The sequence below is a fragment of the Streptomyces sp. NPDC045778 genome (genome assembly GCF_056431945.1).
The window spans coordinates 39,643-54,816 of sequence record NZ_JBWKJZ010000005.1 but is presented as its reverse complement, the minus strand read 5'-3'; the positions used below and the strand labels follow the sequence as shown (position 1 = coordinate 54,816).

The 15,174-nt window shown below is 73.3% G+C and carries 14 protein-coding genes; 3 read left to right on the top strand and 11 right to left on the bottom strand.

Going from position 1 to position 15,174, the window contains the following annotated elements; genetic code table 11:
• Positions 1-5: 5 nt before the first annotated feature.
• From AC07GB_RS08245 to AC07GB_RS08210, 8 genes are all read right to left on the bottom strand, one after another.
• Positions 6-1,274: a sulfite oxidase gene (locus tag AC07GB_RS08245; protein WP_478842795.1), complete on the bottom strand. Its 1,269-nt coding sequence runs from the start codon at positions 1,272-1,274 to the stop codon at positions 6-8.
• 262 nt (positions 1,275-1,536) lie between these two features.
• A complete protein-coding gene (locus AC07GB_RS08240; RefSeq protein ID WP_478842793.1) occupies positions 1,537-2,136 on the bottom strand; it encodes a sugar kinase in 600 nt (199 codons plus the stop codon).
• The gene (locus AC07GB_RS08235) at positions 2,137-3,294 is read right to left on the bottom strand and encodes an ROK family glucokinase (protein WP_478842791.1); all 1,158 of its coding nucleotides are present in this window, start codon (positions 3,292-3,294) and stop codon (positions 2,137-2,139) included.
• Positions 3,295-3,748: 454 nt separating this feature from the next.
• Positions 3,749-4,576 carry an ATP-binding cassette domain-containing protein gene (locus AC07GB_RS08230; RefSeq protein WP_478842789.1) on the bottom strand — a complete coding sequence of 276 codons (828 nt, stop codon included), beginning with the start codon at positions 4,574-4,576 and terminating at the stop codon, positions 3,749-3,751.
• On the bottom strand, positions 4,573-5,631 hold the full coding sequence (locus AC07GB_RS08225; protein ID WP_478842787.1) for an ABC transporter permease: 1,059 nt from the start codon (positions 5,629-5,631) through the stop codon (positions 4,573-4,575). Before AC07GB_RS08225 ends, AC07GB_RS08230 begins: the two co-directional genes overlap by 4 nt.
• The gene (locus tag AC07GB_RS08220) at positions 5,628-6,641 is read right to left on the bottom strand and encodes a sugar ABC transporter substrate-binding protein (protein WP_478842785.1); all 1,014 of its coding nucleotides are present in this window, start codon (positions 6,639-6,641) and stop codon (positions 5,628-5,630) included. Before AC07GB_RS08220 ends, AC07GB_RS08225 begins: the two co-directional genes overlap by 4 nt.
• A 206-nt stretch (positions 6,642-6,847) precedes the next feature.
• On the bottom strand, positions 6,848-7,855 hold the full coding sequence (locus AC07GB_RS08215; protein ID WP_478842783.1) for a sugar ABC transporter substrate-binding protein: 1,008 nt from the start codon (positions 7,853-7,855) through the stop codon (positions 6,848-6,850).
• A 132-nt stretch (positions 7,856-7,987) separates the two neighbouring features.
• Positions 7,988-8,737, bottom strand: a complete 750-nt coding sequence (locus AC07GB_RS08210) for a GntR family transcriptional regulator (protein ID WP_478843284.1) — start codon at positions 8,735-8,737, stop codon at positions 7,988-7,990.
• A gap of 141 nt (positions 8,738-8,878) precedes the next feature.
• On the opposite strand from AC07GB_RS08210, the gene AC07GB_RS08205 reads away from it, so the two are divergent.
• Positions 8,879-9,898, top strand: coding sequence for a Gfo/Idh/MocA family protein (locus AC07GB_RS08205; RefSeq protein WP_478842781.1), 1,020 nt, complete (start codon positions 8,879-8,881; stop codon positions 9,896-9,898).
• A gap of 17 nt (positions 9,899-9,915) precedes the next feature.
• Here AC07GB_RS08205 and AC07GB_RS08200 read toward each other — a convergent pair whose 3' ends face one another.
• Together AC07GB_RS08200 and yczR are read right to left on the bottom strand one after the other, a co-directional pair.
• Entirely contained in the window at positions 9,916-10,350 is a 435-nt protein-coding gene (locus AC07GB_RS08200) for a PaaI family thioesterase (RefSeq protein ID WP_478842779.1), read from the bottom strand.
• Positions 10,351-10,485: 135 nt separating this feature from the next.
• The gene (gene yczR, locus AC07GB_RS08195; protein ID WP_478842777.1) at positions 10,486-11,967 is read right to left on the bottom strand and encodes a MocR-like transcription factor YczR; all 1,482 of its coding nucleotides are present in this window, start codon (positions 11,965-11,967) and stop codon (positions 10,486-10,488) included.
• Positions 11,968-12,044: 77 nt separating this feature from the next.
• On the opposite strand from yczR, the gene AC07GB_RS08190 reads away from it, so the two are divergent.
• Positions 12,045-12,635, top strand: coding sequence for a universal stress protein (locus tag AC07GB_RS08190; protein ID WP_478843282.1), 591 nt, complete (start codon positions 12,045-12,047; stop codon positions 12,633-12,635).
• Between the two features lie 88 nt (positions 12,636-12,723).
• Here the strand turns inward: AC07GB_RS08190 and AC07GB_RS08185 are convergent, their stop codons facing one another.
• A complete protein-coding gene (locus AC07GB_RS08185; RefSeq protein ID WP_478842775.1) occupies positions 12,724-13,536 on the bottom strand; it encodes an IclR family transcriptional regulator in 813 nt (270 codons plus the stop codon).
• 299 nt (positions 13,537-13,835) lie between these two features.
• Here AC07GB_RS08185 and allB point away from each other — a divergent pair, with 299 nt between their 5' ends.
• Positions 13,836-15,173: an allantoinase AllB gene (gene allB / locus AC07GB_RS08180; protein ID WP_478842773.1), complete on the top strand. Its 1,338-nt coding sequence runs from the start codon at positions 13,836-13,838 to the stop codon at positions 15,171-15,173.
• Position 15,174 lies beyond the last annotated feature (1 nt).

Below are 15,174 nucleotides of genomic sequence, written 5' to 3'. Positions count from 1 at the left end.
GCGGCTCACACCACCGTCACCGGGTGCCGTACGACGGCGTCGAAGAGGTAGCCCTGGGTGTTGTGCGGCGTCGTGGGCGGCTGGGTGCGGCCCGTCGCGTCGGTGGCGCGGGCGAGCAGCGTGGCGCGGCCCGTGGCGCGCGGGCGCCAGGTCGTGCTCCAGCGCACCCAGGAGCCGCGGCGCGGCTCGTCGCGCAGCCGGGCCGGGTGCCAGGTGGCGCCCTCGTCGGTGCTGACGTCGACGCGGGCGACAGAGGCCGCGCCGGACCAGGCGCGGCCGGTGAGGCGGTGCCGGACGCCCGCGGCCAGCGGCGCGTTCCAGGGCAGTTCGAAGGCGGACTTGAGGGTCTGGCGGGTGAGCGGCGCGGAGCCGTCCGCGGGGTGGCCGGGGCCGTACAGGCGGTAGAAGTCGGTGTTCCAGGGCGAGTAGAGCGGAGTCGACGAGACCTCGATGTCGCCCACCCACTTGATGGACGCGACGCCGATCCAGGAGGGCACGAGGACGCGCACCGGGTGGCCGTGGTCGGCGGGCAGGGGCTCGCCGTTCATCTCGTACGCGAGGAGTACGTCGTCCAGGGCCTTGGTGAGGGGCAGCGGGCGGCGCACCCGGCCGAGGTTGGTGCCGTCGGCTGTGACGTAGTCGCCGTCGAGGCCGCGGGGCATGACGTCCACGGCGTCGCGGGCGAGGCCCGCCCGGCGCAGTACGTCGGCGAGGCGCACGCCGCGCCAGCGCGCCTGGCCTATGGCGCCGAGGGTCCAGGCCGTGCCGGTGACCGGCCGGCCCTGCTGGGTGGCGAACAGGCCGCGGCCGTTGCCCGCGCACTCCACGAACGCGGTGCGGGTCGTCGACGGCAGCCGCTGGAGGTCGGCGAGGGTGAACTCCCGTGGGCCGCCGGTGAGTCCGTCGCCCCAGACGGTGAGTTTCCAGTCGTGGGCGGTGAGTTGGGGGGTGCTGGTGTGGTTGCGGACGAAGAAGTGGGACGCGGGGGTGAGGTGGCCCGTCGCCGCGAGGGCCTCGAACTTCGTCTCGGCGTTCGTGCCGCGCACGGTGAACAGCTCGTCGGGCAGCGCCTTGACGATGGCGGGGGCCGTGGCGGCGTGCGCGCGCGGGGCGCTCCCGAGGCCCGGCGCGGAGGCCGCGAGGCCGGCGGCGGCCGTGAGCCGCAGCAGGTCACGGCGGGCCACGCCGTCGGCGCGGGCCTCGCCCGCGAGCCACTGGCGCAGCCTGCGCCGGTCGTGGGCGGCTTCGGTCGGGGTGGGGTGGGGCGGCGTCATGGGGGCGGCCTTCCGCGCGGCGTGACGTGACAGGAGGGGTGCGGCGTGGCGCGTACGCCGGACCGGGGGGAGGTCACACGGCGTACGGGACGGGCTCGGCGGGGGTGCGCTTAAGGATCAACAACAGCCGCGCGAAGGCAGCGCACGGGCCCGGTGGGCGCCGGTGGCGGAGCTGCCGCGGCCGAGGATCATGGCGTCATGCTACGAGGCCGCGGCGGAACCCGCCACGGCCACTTCCTGTCCCGCGCTTTTTCTGACCCGTCTACGGGGTGGTCGCGGAGACCACGTAGACCATCGGGTGCTTCGGGTTGGCGCGGCTCACCACGATGTCCTGGGTGGGGGCCGGGTTGTCCTGGTCGTGGGTCACGCCCCACCAGGGGCCGGGTCCTGTGAACTCCCAGCCGACGACGTTCTGGTCGCGCTTGCTGATGGTGATGTCGTCCTTCTTCAGCTTGCTCGCGCTGGTGCCGGTCTCCTTGAGGAACTTCTCCAGGCCCTCGTTGCTGGTGAGGAACTGCACGTACAGGCGGCTGGTGCGCCAGTTGTTGGTCTCGTAGTAGGCGACCTCCGCCGAGTACGGCGGCACCGGCACGTCGTAGAGGCGGCGCTGGACCTTGGAGGGCCAGCCCGCGGTGAGGCCGGTCGCGGAGTACTTCTTCTCCTTGTCTCGGCCGCTGTCGCGGGACTGGTTCGCGGAGATCAGCAGATAGCCCGCGGGGACGCCGATGAGCAGCACGATGATCGTCGCGGTGAGCCAGCGGCGGCGGATCATGTGGCGGCGGCCCTCGGGGCGCGGCTCGCGGTCGGCGGGGCCGGGGGCGCCGGGCAGGTCCGGGGGCGAGGGCTGGCGGGGGACGGTCATCTACGGGGTTCCCTGGGCGGTGCGGTCGTTGGCCTGGCGGGCCTGGGCGTAGCGCTCGTACCGCTCGTAGCGCTCGACGCGGCGGCGGTTGGCGCGGCGGAAGCGGCGGGCGACCAGGCGGGCGAGGTCGGCGGCGCCGACCATGCCGGCCTCGGGGCCGAGCTGGGCGCGGGCGATGCGGGCCTCGGGGCGGTAGCCGCGGCCGGTGAGGTGGCGGCGGAAGGCGTCCCGTGCGGGGCCGATGAGCAGGTCGTCGGCGGCGCTGACGCCGCCGCCGATGACGAAGCAGGACGGGTCGAGGGCCGCGGCGAGGTTGGCGATGCCGACGCCGAGCCACTGGCCGATGTCCTGGAGCAGCTCGACGCACATGGCGTCGCCCTCGCGGGCCAGCTCGGTGATGAGGGGGCCTGTGATGTCGGGGACGTTGCCCTTGACGCGCTCGATGATCCCGTACGCGACCGGGGAGTCGGCGGCGGCCAGCTCGCGGGCCTCGCGCACCAGCGCGTTGCCGGAGCTGTACTGCTCCCAGCAGCCGCGGTTGCCGCACGGGCAGCGGTGCCCGCCGGGCACGACCTGCATATGGCCGAACTCGCCGGCGACGCCGAACTTGCCCCGCTTGACCTGGCCGTCCTCCAGGATGGCGCCGCCGATGCCGGTGCCCAGGGTGATCATGACGAGGTGGTCCTCGCCGCGGCCCGCGCCGAAGCGCCACTCGGCCCAGGCGGCGGTGTTCGCGTCGTTGTCCACCATGACGGGCACCGCGAGGCGGCCGGAGATGCGGTCCCTCAGGGGTTCGTTGCGCCAGGACAGGTGCGGGGCGAACAGGACGCGGTTGCGGTCCGCGTCGACCCAGCCCGCGGCGCCGATGCCGACGGCGTGCACGTCGTGCCGGTCGGAGAGGTCCAGGACCAGCTCGACGATGGTGTCCTCGACGACCTTGGGGCTCTTGGACTTGTCCGGCGTCTCGGTGCGCAGGGTCTCCAGGATGTTGCCGTCGGCGTCCACGACGCCCGCCATCACCTTCGTGCCGCCGATGTCGATGCCGACGGTGGGGACACGGGGGGCCGTCAGGTGCGAACGGCGCTCACGCGTGCCCACGGTCCGCAGGACGGTGGCTCGTGCGGAGCCGCGGTGCGTGAGGTCGCGGTAGGTGCTCATCGCGCCGATTCTGCCTCACGCCCGCGGGGGCGCGCACAACGGGGACCCGGGGCGCGGCCGCCCCGGGCTTTCCCACCGGGGCTCCCGGGTCAGCCCCCTAAGGGGCGGTGCCCCCCGGGGGCGCGTCCCAGCTCCCGCCCGGGCCCCGGGTGCCCCCCTGGGGGCGCGGGGAACTGCGCGGCCAGCCACGACAAAGCCGCAGACGCATCTGCTCGGGTCCTCGGCAGACGCGTCTGCGGCTCCTCGCGCGCCGAGCGCGCAGTTCCCCGCGCCCCTTAAGGGGCGGTGCCCCCCCAGGGCGCGTCCCAGCTCCCACCTGGGCTCCGGGTGAGCCCCCCTAGGGGCGCGGGGAACTGCGCGGCCAGCCACGACAAAGCCGCAGACGCACCTGCCGAGCGCTGAGCAGACGCGTCTGCGGCTCCTCGCGCGCCGAGCGCGCAGTTCCCCGCGCCCCTTACGGGGCGGTGCCTCGCTCCAGCTCATGGCGGAGGTCCTCCAGCTCGGAGCCCCCCGCCATCTGGCGGGTCAGCTCGTCGAGGGTGACGTCGGCTCGGGTGTAGGAGCCGGACATCCGCCCCCGCTTGAGGAGGACGAAGCGGTTGCCGACGAGGTAGGCGTGGTGCGGGTTGTGGGTGATCAACACCACGCCGAGCCCCGCGTCACGCGCGGCGGCGACGTACTTGAGCACGACCCCCGACTGCTTCACGCCGAGCGCCGCCGTCGGCTCGTCCAGGACGAGCACCTTCGCGCCGAAGTAGACCGCGCGGGCGATCGCCACGCACTGGCGCTCGCCGCCGGACAGGGTGCCGATGGGCTGGTCGACGTCGCGCAGGTCGATGCCCATGCGGAGCAGCTCGGCGTGGGTCGTCACGCGCATGCGCTCGACGTCCAGGCGCTTGAACGGGCCGGCGCCCTTGGTGGGCTCGGAGCCGAGGAAGAAGTTCCGCCACACCGGCATGAGGGGCACGACCGCCAGGTCCTGGTAGACGGTGGCGATGCCGCGGTCCAGGGCCTCGCGGGGGCCGGTGAGGCGGGTCTCCTCGCCCTCGATCCGGAAGGTGCCCGCGTCGTGCCGGTGCAGACCCGCGATGATCTTGATGAGGGTCGACTTGCCCGCGCCGTTGTCGCCGAGCACGCAGGAGATTTCCCCCGCGTGCACCTCCAGGGAGACGCCTTCGAGGGCGCGGATGTTGCCGTAGTACTTGCTGACGTCGTCCAGCTCGACGAGCGGCGTGCCGTCCGCGGGGGCCGTGGCGTCCTTGGGTGCGGCCTCAGTGGTCATTTCGTCGCCTCCGCGCGCTTGCGGACCCAGGCGTTCAGCAGGGTCGCGAGGAGCAGCATCGCCCCGAGGAAGAACTTGAACCAGTCCGGGTTCCACTCGGCGTACACGATGCCCTTGCTGGTCATGCCGAAGATCAGGGCGCCGACCGCGGCGCCGACCGCCGAGCCGTAGCCGCCGGTGATCAGGCAGCCGCCGATGACGGCCGCGATGATGTAGATCAGCTCATTGCCGACGCCCTCGCCGGACTGGACGACGTCGTAGTTGAAGAGCAGGTGCTGGCCGGAGACCCAGGCGCCGAAGGCGACGCCCATGTAGAGGCCGATCTTCGTCCTGCCGACGGGGACGCCGACCGCGCGGGCGGCCTGCTCGCCGCCGCCGACCGCGAAGATCCAGTTGCCCGCGCGGGTGCGGAGCAGGATCCAGGTGGCGACCGCGACCATCGCGAGCCACCAGACGATCGTGATCTTGAAGTCGACGCCGCCGACGGTGATCGTGGAGGCGAAGACGTCCTTGGCGGAGGCGAAGCCCTCCATGTCGGAGATCGACTTGGTGGAGACGGTGTCGCTGATCAGCTTGGTGAAGCCGAGGTTCGCGCCGGTCAGCATCAGGAACGTACCGAGCGTGATGATGAAGCTCGGCGGGTCGGTGCGGATCAGCATGACGCCGTTGAACACGCCGATGGCGAGGGTCGCGAGCAGCGAGACGCCGACGCCGACCCAGACGTTCGCGGTCATCTGGTAGCTGAACATCGACGAGATCAGCGCGGACGTCGTGACCATGACGCCCGCCGACAGGTCGAACTCGCCGCCGATCATGAGCAGCGCCACCGGGACCGCCATGATGCCGATCGTGGAGGCCGCGTACAGGACCGTGGCGATGCTGCTGGCCTGGAGGAAGCTGTCCGCGACGAGCGCGAAGAACAGGAAGACCGCCACGGCGCCGACGACCGAGCCCAGCTCGGGGCGGCCGAGGAGCTTCTTGAGGGGGGAGGTCGTCAGGAGGCGCTCGTCCCCCGCCTTCGCGGGCCTGTGCGGTGCTGGTGCGGTCGCGCTCATCGGGTCCCTCGCTTCGCGTAGTCCTCCAGCTCGCCGGCCTGGTCCTTGGTGACGATCTGCGGGCCGGTGAGGACCGGCTTGCCGCCGCCGAGGACGTCCGCGTTGTACTTGTAGAGCCACAGCAGGTCCACGGCCTCGTAGCCCTGGAGGTAGGGCTGCTGGTCGACGGCGAAGCCGAGGGCGCCCGACTTCAGGCCGCCCGCGACCTTCTCGTTCAGGTCGAAGGTGTCGATCTCGGCCTTGCTGCCCGCGCCCTCCTTCGCCTTCACCGCGGTGTCGGCGAACGGGGCGCCGAGCGTGACGACGGCGTCGATGTCCTTGTCGGCCTGGAGCTTGGCCTCGATGCCGGACTGCACGTCGGGCATGTTGGTGCCCTCCACGTACAGGTTCTTCATCTCGCCCTTGAAGGTCTTCTTGGCGCCCTCGCAGCGCTGCTCGTGGCCGACGTTGCCCTGCTCGTGCAGGACGCACAGGGCCTTCTTCCTGCCCCGCTTGTTCAGCTCGTCGCCGACGGCCTCGCCCGCGATGGTCTCGTCCTGGCCGATGTGGGTCAGGGCGCCGAACTCCTTGGACTCCGCCGAGCCCGAGTTCACGGTGACCACCGGGATCCCGGCCTTGCGGGCGCGGGCCACGGCGGCCTTCATCGCGTCCGGCTTGGCGAGGGTGACGATGATGCCGTCGACCTTCTTGTCGATGGCCGCGTCCACGAGCTGGGCCTGCTGCTGCGCCTCGTCGTGGTGCGAGTACAGGAACTTGATGTTGTCCTTGACGGCGGCCTGCTTCGCGCCGCTCTGGACGATGTCCCAGAACGTGTCGCCGTCGCCCGAGTGGGTGATCATCGCGAAGGTCCAGCGCGGCGTGTCCACCGCTGCCCTGCCTGACGCCTGCGCCGCCTTGCGCGCGTCCTCGGCGCGCTTGCCGCCGGTGCTGCTGCATCCCACGAGGGACGCCCCGAGCACCGCAACCAGCACGGCACCCACCGCACGTACTCCCGTTCGAACCCTTGCCACGTCGCCGTGCCCTTCTTGCTGTGCCGTGCTTGCAGTGTTTGCTGCGCGTGCTGTGTTTACTGCGTGTGCTGTGTTTGCTGTGTGTGCTGAGAGTGCCGTGTTCGCGGTGTGCACAGTGTGCCGCGACCCGCCGCGTCTCTCGTGCCGCTGGGCCCGGTGACCGGACCCAGCCGCCCAAGTATCGGTCACGCCGTCGCCCCGCATGGTCATCGGGTGCCGCGGGCGGTGAACTTCTCCAGCTTCGGGACGTCCTTCTCGGTGACCACGGCGGGCCCGGTCAGGACCGGTTTGCCGCCGCCGACGACGTTCGCGTTGGTCTTGTAGAGCCACAGCCCGTCGATCGCGAGGTAGCCCTGGAGGTAGGGCTGCTGGTCCACGGCGAAGCCGACCTCGCCCGCCTTGAGCCGCCGCACGACCTCGGCGTTCAGGTCGAAGGTGTCGATCTCCGCCTTGCTGCCGGCGTCCTCCCTGGCCTTCACGGACACCGCCGCGACCGGCGCGCCCAGCGTGACGACCGCGTCGATACCCTTGGTGGCCTGGAGCTTCGCGCTGATGGACGACTGGGCGCCGGGCTGGTTGGTGCCGTCGACGTTCAGGTTCTCGACCGAGCCCCCGAAGGTCTTCCGCACGCCCGCGCAGCGCTGCTCCAGGGAGACGTTTCCCTGCTCGTGGATCACGCACAGGGCCTTCTTCCTGCCGCGCCTGTCCAGCTCGTCGCCGACGGCCTCGCCCGCCACGGCCTCGTCCTGCCCGATGTGACCGAGCGCGCCGAACCGGGTGGAGAACTCGCCGCCCGAGTTGATCGTGACCACGGGGATGCCCGCCTTCCTGGCCTTGCCGAGCACGGCCCGCATGGCCTCGGGCTTGGCGAGGGTCACGACGATCCCGTCGACCTTCTTGTCGATGGCGGTCTGGACCAGCTCGGCCTGGCCCTTGCCCTCCTTGTCGCTGGAGTACAGGAACTCGACGTTGTCCTTCTTCGCCGCCTCCTCGGCGCCGTTCTGCACGATGTCCCAGAACGTGTCGCCCTCGCCGGAGTGCGTGATCATCGCGATCTTCAGGCGCGGGGTGCCGGCCGCCTTCCCGCCGGAGCCGCCGTCCGCGCCATTCGCACCGTTCGCACCGTTCTCATCGGATTTGCCGCCGGAGCCGCTACAGCCTGCCGCGAGCGCGACGACCGCGATGACGGCTGCTGCCGTGCGGGCTGTACGCATGGTGGTGCCACCCTTCTCCCGGCTTGCTCCCGGCCGCCGCTGCTGTGCGGCTGGAGGGAGTTGTAGCCGGGGGCGCGGCCCACCGTCAATGAATTTGTCAGAACATTCTTACTTCTTCGGCGCCGCGCCAGGTCAGGGGCGTACGAGCAGCTGGAACTCGAAGGAGTACCGCGAGGCGCGGTAGAGGTGCGAGCCGTACTCGACCGCGCGGCCCGTGTCGTCGAAGGTCGTGCGCCGCATGGTGAGCACCGGCGCGCCCGCCGGCTCGGCGAGCAGCTCGGCCTCTTCCTCCCCCGCGGCGCGGGCGCCCACGGACTGCCGGGCGCTGTGCAGCGTGATGCCCGCGGCCCGCATCAGCCGGTACAGGCCCGTGGCCTCCAGGGGCGCGGTGTCGAGGGGGAGCAGCCCGGCCGGGATGTGGTTGCGCAGACAGGCCATGGGCTCGCCGTGCGCGAGCCGCAGCCGCTCGATCAGGTGGACGTCGCTGCCCTCGGCCACGCCGAGGGCGGCCGCGGTCTCGGCGGACGCGGGCTCGACGACGTTGCGCAGGACCCGGGTCTCGGGGCGCTGGCCCGCCGCCTCCAGATCGTCGTACAGGCTGCTCAGCTCCAGGGGGCGCTTGACCTGGCTGTGCACGACCTGGGTGCCGACGCCCCGGCGCCGCACGAGCAGGCCCTTGTCGACGAGTGACTGGATGGCCTGGCGGACGGTGGGCCGCGAGAGGCCGAGCCGCCCGGCAAGCTCGATCTCGTTGCCGAGCAGGCTTCCGGGCGTGAGCGCGCCGCGCTCGATCGCCGCCTCCAGCTGCTGGGACAGCTGGAAGTACAGCGGGACCGGGCTGCTGCGGTCGACGCCGAGGTGCAGGGCCACGGTGGGGTCCACGGCCGGTTTCGCGGCTTTGGCTGCTGCTGGTTCGGTCACGGGGCGAGCGTAGTCCGGGGAGATGATGACGGGAAGTTCGGAAGTTCTGTTGTCAGGACAAACCATTGACAGGGGCGTGGGTGCGTCGCGAGGGTGGGGCCCATGCGCATCGGACTGATCGGAACGGGACGTATCGGCACCTTCCACGCGGCGGCCCTCGCCCGCCGTCCGGAGGTGGAATCGATCGTGGTCGCGGACGTGGACACCGCGCGGGCCGCGGATCTCGCGGCGCGGCTCGGGGCGACGGCGGCCCCTTCGGTGGACGCGCTGTTCACCGGCGGGACGGCGGGGCCGGGCGTGGACGCGCTGGTGATCACGGCGGCGACGGCCGCGCACGCGCCGCTGATCGCCCGGGGGGCGCGGGCCGGACTCCCGGTGTTCTGCGAGAAGCCCATCGCGCTCGACCTGCCGGGCACCCTGGCCGCCCTCGCCGACGTCGAGTCCGCCGGAACGATTTTGCAGCTGGGTTTCCAGCGCCGCTTCGACGCCGGGTACGCGGCGGCGCGCGCGGCCGTGCGCGCCGGGAAGCTCGGGCGGCTGCACACCGTGCGGGCCATGACCTCGGACCCGGCGCCGCCGCCCGCCGCGTATCTGCCGCTGTCCGGGGGCCTGTACCGGGACTGCCTGGTGCACGACTTCGACATCCTGCGCTGGGTGACGGGGCGTGAGGTGACCGAGGTGTACGCGACGGGGTCCGACGCGGGTCCGGCGATGTTCCGCGCGGCGGGTGACGTCGACACGGCGGCCGTCGTGCTCACCCTCGACGACGGCACCCTGGCGACGGCGACGGCGACGCGCTGCAACGGCGCGGGCTACGACGTCCGCATGGAGCTGGCGGGCGAGGCCGACCAGCTCGCGGTCGGTGTGAGCGCCCGCACCCCGCTCACCTCCGCCGAGCCGGAAGGACCCGGCGCCCCCGACAAGCCCTGGCCCGGCTTCCTCGAGCGCTTCGCCCCGGCGTACGAGGCGGAGCTGGCCGCGTTCGTCGGTGTCGTACGCGGCGATCTTGCCAACCCCTGCGACGGCCGGGAGGCGCTGCACGCGCTGCGCATCGCCGAGGCGTGCGAGCTGTCGAGGGCCGAGCGCCGGGTGGTGCGGCTCGCGGAGATCGCGGGGGCCTGAGACCCCCGGGCCGCGGCTCAGCCCGCCGCGCGGACCGTGCCCTGGGCCAGGGCGCAGAGCGTCTCGGCGCCCTGGTCGTCGACGGTCAGCAGATCGCACCGTACGACGGCCTGCCGGCGGCCCGCGTGGGCGACCGTGGCGCGGGCGACGAGGCGGACGCCGGTGGCCGGGCGCACGTACTGGATGGAGAAGCCGGACGTCAGGACCGCCGGGCCGAGGGCCGTGCCGGCGGCGAACGTGATGCCGTTGTCCGCCGCGTAGGACAGGACGCCGCCGTGCACGAAGCCGTTCTGCTGGAGCAGTTCGGCGCGCAGGGGTATCTCCAGCGTGGCCGCGCCGTCGCCGAACGCGGTGATCTCCGCCTGCACGAGGCGGCTGAACGGCTGGGCGGCGAGGGTCCGCTGAGCGAGGGTCAGGTCCAGGGGCCGGGTGTGTTCCATGGCGTCGGTCATGGGAGGACTTCTACCATCCGGTGGGCGCGGGTGGGGCGGCGACTGCCGCCCGCCAGTCCGCGGGCCGCCTCCGGGGCACCGCTACCGGTCCGGCGAGCGCGCCTCTAGGGGCGGGTCCGGTGTGCGCCGCGTGGGCTAGGCCACCCAGTCGCCGGGCAGCGGCGTACCCAGTGGGGGGGCTTTCGCATCGTCGGCCAGGGCGGCGGCCAGGAGGCCGGCCGCGTGCTCGCACCGGTCCGGTGGCAGCGTGTAGGGGATCCGCAGCCGGTGCTCATGCGTACCGGGGTCCGCCCCGAAGCGGGAGCCTCCCTCGATCCGCACCCCCCGCGCCAGCGCGGCCCGCGCGAGGGCCGAGGCGACCGGTGCCCCCAGGTCCACCCACAGGGAGAGCCCGCCGGGGGGCAACTGCCAGCGCCATTCGGGCAGGTGCCGCGTCAGGGCGGCGGCGAGCGCGTCCCGCGAGGCCCGCAGGGAGGCGATCCGTACGCGCAGCGTCTCGTCCATGCTCTGGAGCAGGTGCAGCGCGACGAGCTGCTCGATCACCGGCGTGGCCATGTCGGACGGCACCCGCGCCATGGCCAGCTCCGTGATCAGGCGGGACCCGGCCCGGACCCACCCGAGGCGAAGGCCGCCCCAGTGCGACTTGCTCAACGAGCCCACGGTGACGACCTGTTCGGCGACCCCGTGCGGCGCGAGCGAGGCGAACGGCGCGGGCGGCGGCACGTCGAGCGCGATGTCGGCGATCGTCTCGTCGACGAGGAGCCAGGTGCCCGTCGCGCGGGCGGTCTCCAGGATCCGCAGCCGCTGCTCGTGGCCCATCAGGGCGCCCGTCGGATTCTGGAAGTCCGGTACGAGGTAGGCGAGGCGGGGCGCCGCGTGCCGCAGCGTGGACTCGATCAGGGCGGTGTCCCAGCCCGCGTCGGTGACCGGCACAGGCGTCGCGCGCATGCCCGCGCGGCGGATCGCGTCGAGCGCGTTGGGGTACGACGGATTCTCGACGAGGGCGCGGTCGCCGGGGCGGCCGAGCAGCGCGAGGGCCAGGGAGATCGCGTGCTGGGCGCCGGTCGTGATCAGGATCTGGTCCGGCAGCGTCGGCAGGCCCCGGCGCGTGAACCGCTCCGCGACCGCCGCGCGCAACTCCGGGAGTCCGTAAGGGTGGTAGCCCGCGGTCGGCGCGTGCTCGGGCAGCCGGGCGGCGGCCGCCGCGAGCGCCGCGCTCAGCTCCGCCTCCGGCGCGGGCGGCGCCGCCACCGCCAGGTCGATGACGTCGCCGCCCGGGTCGCCGAGGGGGAACGCCGCCACGCTGGCCGGGCGGCGGCCCTCCGGCAGCTCCGTCCAGGTGCTCGCGCCGCGGCGGCTGCGCGCGAACCCGCTGTCGCGCAGCAGGTCGTACGCCGCCGTGACGGTGGCCCGGCTGACACCCAGTGCCGTCGCCAGCTCGCGCTCGGCAGGCAGCCGGGTGTGCAGCGGCACGCGGCCGTCGAGCAGCAGGGTGCGGACCGCCTGGGCGAGCGCGCGGTAGCCCGGCCGGGCCCCGGCGAGGTCGGTCACCAGGCCGGCGAGCCGCGTACCGCCGAGCCGCCTGTCCACGGAGTGGACCACGTGCGCCTCTGCCATGCCAGATCCTTCCGATTGGCCCTGCTGCCCAGGCCAATCACCTTACACACTCAAGATCAGCAGCCGCTTTGGCCGAGGTGTTGGCCTGGCAGGGGCAGGGAGACGTACGAGGAGACGACGTGGACGGCGAGCGGTACGTGGAGACGGAGACGGCAGGGCCGGGGCGCGTGGTGGTCGGGGTCGGCGGGGACTCGCTGGTGAGCCTCGCCGCGCTGCGGATCGCCGCGCGGGAGGCGCGGCGGAGCGGGCGGGAGCTGGTCGCGGTGCTCGCGTGGGAGCCGCCGGAGGGGGAGGCGCTGTATCTGCGCCACCCCGACCGGGCGTGGGCCGAGCACTGGCGGGACGTGGCGCGGGGGCGGCTCGCGGCGGCCTTCGGCGAGGCGTTCGGCGGGGCGCCGCCGGGGGTGACGGTGGAGCGGCGCCTGGTGCGGGACAGACCGGAGCGCGCGCTGTGCCGGGTGGCCTGCCGGCCCGAGGATCTGTTGGTCGTGGGGGCGCGGGGCGGGTGGTGGCGGGGGCGGATCCGCCGCTACGCCGAGGCGCACGCGGGCTGCCCCGTCCTGGTGGTGCCGGCGCCCGTGGTGCCGGTCGCCCTGCGGCGGGCTCTGCGGCGGGCGCGGGCGGCGGACTTCGCGGCGCGCCCCAGCCCCGCCCCTTCCCGGAACTAGGGACTGCCGCCCCCGGGCGCCCCGCCCCTTCATCGGCCTTCGGCCTCGGGGCGGGGAGGGGGCGCGGGTCAGGGGCGCCCCGCGGGGGTCAGGACGATGGGCCCGAGCTGGCCAGGGCCGTGGACAGTTCGGCCGCGACCTGCTGGAGGACGGGGACGATGCGGCGGGTGGCCTCATCGGTGACGCGGCCCGCCGGGCCCGAGATGGAGATCGCCGCGGCGGTGGGGGAATCGGGCACGGAGACGGCGAGGCAGCGCACGCCGATCTCCTGTTCGTTGTCGTCGACCGCGTACCCCGCACGGCGGACCTCTTCGAGCGCGTCGAGGAAGCCGTCCGGCGTGGTGAGGGTCTTCTCCGTGGCGGCGGGCATCCCCGTCCGCGCGAGCAGCGCCCGCACCTCGTCCGGCGGAGTGTGCGCGAGAAGGGCCTTGCCCACGCCGGTGGAGTGCGGCAGGACCCGCCGCCCCACCTCGGTGAACATGCGCATGGAGTGCTTGGAGGGCACCTGCGCCACGTACACGACCTCGTCGCCGTCGAGCAGGGCCATGTTCGCCGTCTCGCCGGTCTCCTCGACCAGGCGGGCGAGGTAGGGGCGCGCCCAGGTGCCGAGGAGGCGGGACGCGGACTCGCCGAGGCGGATCAGGCGGGGCCCGAGCGCGTACCGCCGGTTGGGCTGCTGGCGGACGTATCCGCAGGCGACGAGCGTGCGCATGAGGCGGTGGATGGTCGGCAGCGGCAGGCCGCTGCTCGCGGACAGCTCGCTGAGGCCGACCTCGCCCCCGGCGTCCGCCATCCGCTCCAGGAGGTCGAAGGCGCGCTCGAGGGACTGGACGCCCCCGCTCGCGGGCGCGGGAGCTGAGGACTTCGCGGCGTCGGTGGTGCTGGCGCTGGACGTCGGCACGGCGCGTTCCTTTCGACTGGCAGGCGGTATGCAGCCTACCGGGCGCCTGCGGGAGCGTATCCGGCGCGGGCGGGGCGTCCGTGCCGGTCAGTGCGTGTTTGTCCGGTCTCCCGCGAGGCGGTCGACGCGTCTTCGCCGGGGTGCGTCGTAGAGAGCTACATTCTGAACTACGGAATTGTACTTCCACTTTATGGAAACGTATAGACCCTTGACGCGGCTCGCGACGGAGTGAAAACTCCTTCAACAGAACGTTGAATTCCGCTGGTCGGCCGGGAGGGCCGCAGGAGAGAGGGGTCGCGGTGTCCGACGTCGAACTGGTGCTGCGCTCGACGCGCGTCATCACCCCCGAGGGGACGCGCGCCGCGTCGGTCGCCGTCAGCGGCGGCACGATCGTGGCGGTCCGCCCCCATGACGCGCCCGTGGAGCCGGGCGCCCGCCTGGAGGACGTCGGCGACCACGCGCTGCTGCCCGGGCTCGTCGACACGCACGTGCACGTCAACGACCCCGGCCGCACCGAGTGGGAGGGGTTCTGGACCGCCACGCGCGCGGCCGCGGCCGGCGGCATCACGACGCTCGTCGACATGCCGCTCAACTCCCTGCCGCCGACGACGACCGTCGAGCACCTCCGTACGAAGCAGGAGGTGGCCCGGCCCAAGGCGCACATCGACGTCGGCTTCTGGGGCGGCGCCCTGCCCGACAACGTGAAGGACCTCAGGCCCCTGCACGACGCGGGCGTCTACGGCTTCAAGTGCTTCCTCTCGCCCTCGGGCGTGGACGAGTTCCCGGAGCTGGACCAGGACCGGCTCGCCGCGTCCATGGGGGAGATCGCCGGTTTCGGCGGGCTGCTCATCGTGCACGCCGAGGATCCGCGCGAGCTGGCCGCCGCGCCCGCTGGCGGCGGGCCCAGGTACGCGGACTACCTGGCGACCCGGCCGCGCGTCTCCGAGGACACCGCCATCGAGGGCCTGATCGCCCTCGCCCGGCGCATCGGCGCCCGCGTGCACGTCCTGCACCTGTCATCGGCCGACGCCCTGCCCCTGATCCGCGCCGCCAAGCGCGAGGGCGTCCGTCTGACCGTCGAGACCTGCCCGCACTACCTCACGCTCACCGCGGAGGAAGTCCCGGACGGGGCCAGCGAGTTCAAGTGCTGTCCGCCCATCCGCGAGGCCGCCAACCAGGACCTGCTCTGGCAGGCGCTCGCCGACGGCACCATCGACTGCGTCGTCACCGACCACTCCCCGTCCACCGCCGACCTCAAGACGCCGGACTTCGCCACCGCGTGGGGCGGCATCTCCGGCCTCCAGCTCAGCCTGCCCGCCGTGTGGACGGCGGCCCGCGCGCGCGGCCACGGCCTGGAGGACGTCGTGCGCTGGATGTCCGCCCACACCGCGCGCCTGGTCGGCCTCGACCGCAAGGGCGCCATCGAGCCGGGCCGCGACGCCGACTTCGCGGTCCTCGCGCCCGACGAGACCTTCACCGTGGACCCCGCCCGGCTCCAGCACCGCAACCGGGTCACCGCGTACGCGGGCAAAACCCTCAGCGGCGTCGTCAAGTCCACCTGGCTGCGGGGCCAACGCATTGTGTCCGACGGTGAGTTCACCGCTCCCTCGGGCCGACTCCTGGAAAGGAAGAACTGAT

What these genes read in the sequence shown, in the direction of transcription:
- AC07GB_RS08245 (WP_478842795.1), bottom strand. Translation starts at nt 1,274, where the DNA reads ATGACGCCGCCCCACCCCACCCCGACCGAAGCCGCCCACGACCGGCGC.
- AC07GB_RS08240 (WP_478842793.1), bottom strand. Translation starts at nt 2,136, where the DNA reads ATGACCGTCCCCCGCCAGCCCTCGCCCCCGGACCTGCCCGGCGCCCCC.
- AC07GB_RS08235 (WP_478842791.1), bottom strand. Translation starts at nt 3,294, where the DNA reads ATGAGCACCTACCGCGACCTCACGCACCGCGGCTCCGCACGAGCCACC.
- AC07GB_RS08230 (WP_478842789.1), bottom strand. Translation starts at nt 4,576, where the DNA reads ATGACCACTGAGGCCGCACCCAAGGACGCCACGGCCCCCGCGGACGGC.
- AC07GB_RS08225 (WP_478842787.1), bottom strand. Translation starts at nt 5,631, where the DNA reads ATGAGCGCGACCGCACCAGCACCGCACAGGCCCGCGAAGGCGGGGGAC.
- AC07GB_RS08215 (WP_478842783.1), bottom strand. Translation starts at nt 7,855, where the DNA reads ATGCGTACAGCCCGCACGGCAGCAGCCGTCATCGCGGTCGTCGCGCTC.
- AC07GB_RS08205 (WP_478842781.1), top strand. Translation starts at nt 8,879, where the DNA reads ATGCGCATCGGACTGATCGGAACGGGACGTATCGGCACCTTCCACGCG.
- AC07GB_RS08200 (WP_478842779.1), bottom strand. Translation starts at nt 10,350, where the DNA reads ATGACCGACGCCATGGAACACACCCGGCCCCTGGACCTGACCCTCGCT.
- yczR (WP_478842777.1), bottom strand. Translation starts at nt 11,967, where the DNA reads ATGGCAGAGGCGCACGTGGTCCACTCCGTGGACAGGCGGCTCGGCGGT.